This window comes from Streptomyces sp. NPDC059696 (genome assembly GCF_042733745.1).
Taxonomy (GTDB): domain Bacteria; phylum Actinomycetota; class Actinomycetes; order Streptomycetales; family Streptomycetaceae; genus Streptomyces.
This window is the reverse complement of sequence record NZ_JBHWFG010000084.1, coordinates 1782-3021: the sequence shown is the minus strand read 5'-3', so window position 1 is coordinate 3021 and position 1240 is coordinate 1782. Positions and strand designations below refer to the sequence as shown.

The following is a 1240-nucleotide window of genomic DNA, read 5'->3' as shown; positions in this document are numbered from 1 at the left end:
TGGCGGCGTGGGGCTGTTCGTGGTTTCAGAACCAACACAGTGGACGCGAGCAACTGAGGACAAGCCCTCGGCCTATTAGTACCGGTCAACTCCACACGTTACCGTGCTTCCATATCCGGCCTATCAACCCAGTCGTCTACTGGGAGCCTTACCCTCTCATGGAGGTGGGAGTCCTCATCTCGAAGCAGGCTTCCCGCTTAGATGCTTTCAGCGGTTATCCCTCCCGAACGTAGCCAACCAGCCATGCCCTTGGCAGAACAACTGGCACACCAGAGGTTCGTCCGTCCCGGTCCTCTCGTACTAGGGACAGCCCTTCTCAAGACTCCTACGCGCACAGCGGATAGGGACCGAACTGTCTCACGACGTTCTAAACCCAGCTCGCGTACCGCTTTAATGGGCGAACAGCCCAACCCTTGGGACCGACTCCAGCCCCAGGATGCGACGAGCCGACATCGAGGTGCCAAACCATCCCGTCGATATGGACTCTTGGGGAAGATCAGCCTGTTATCCCCGGGGTACCTTTTATCCGTTGAGCGACGGCGCTTCCACAAGCCACCGCCGGATCACTAGTCCCGACTTTCGTCCCTGCTCGACCCGTCGGTCTCACAGTCAAGCTCCCTTGTGCACTTACACTCAACACCTGATTGCCAACCAGGCTGAGGGAACCTTTGGGCGCCTCCGTTACTCTTTAGGAGGCAACCGCCCCAGTTAAACTACCCATCAGACACTGTCCCTGATCCGGATCACGGACCCAGGTTAGACATCCAGCACGACCAGACTGGTATTTCAACGACGACTCCCCCTGAACTGGCGTCCAGAGTTCACAGTCTCCCAGCTATCCTACACAAGCCGAACCGAACACCAATATCAAACTGTAGTAAAGGTCCCGGGGTCTTTCCGTCCTGCTGCGCGAAACGAGCATCTTTACTCGTAGTGCAATTTCACCGGGCCTATGGTTGAGACAGTCGAGAAGTCGTTACGCCATTCGTGCAGGTCGGAACTTACCCGACAAGGAATTTCGCTACCTTAGGATGGTTATAGTTACCACCGCCGTTTACTGGCGCTTAAGTTCTCAGCTTCGCCCACCCGAAAGTGAGCTAACCGGTCCCCTTAACGTTCCAGCACCGGGCAGGCGTCAGTCCGTATACATCGCCTTACGGCTTCGCACGGACCTGTGTTTTTAGTAAACAGTCGCTTCTCGCTGGTCTCTGCGGCCACCCCCAGCTCAGGACGTAAAGCC

General features: G+C 56.6%; 1 rRNA gene (running past one end of the window). It reads right to left on the bottom strand.

What is annotated here, in order from left to right:
• Positions 1-55: 55 nt before the first annotated feature.
• Positions 56-1240: ribosomal RNA gene (locus ACFV20_RS36635) — 23S ribosomal RNA — on the bottom strand; its annotated part runs 1781 nt beyond the window's last position; the annotation flags it as partial.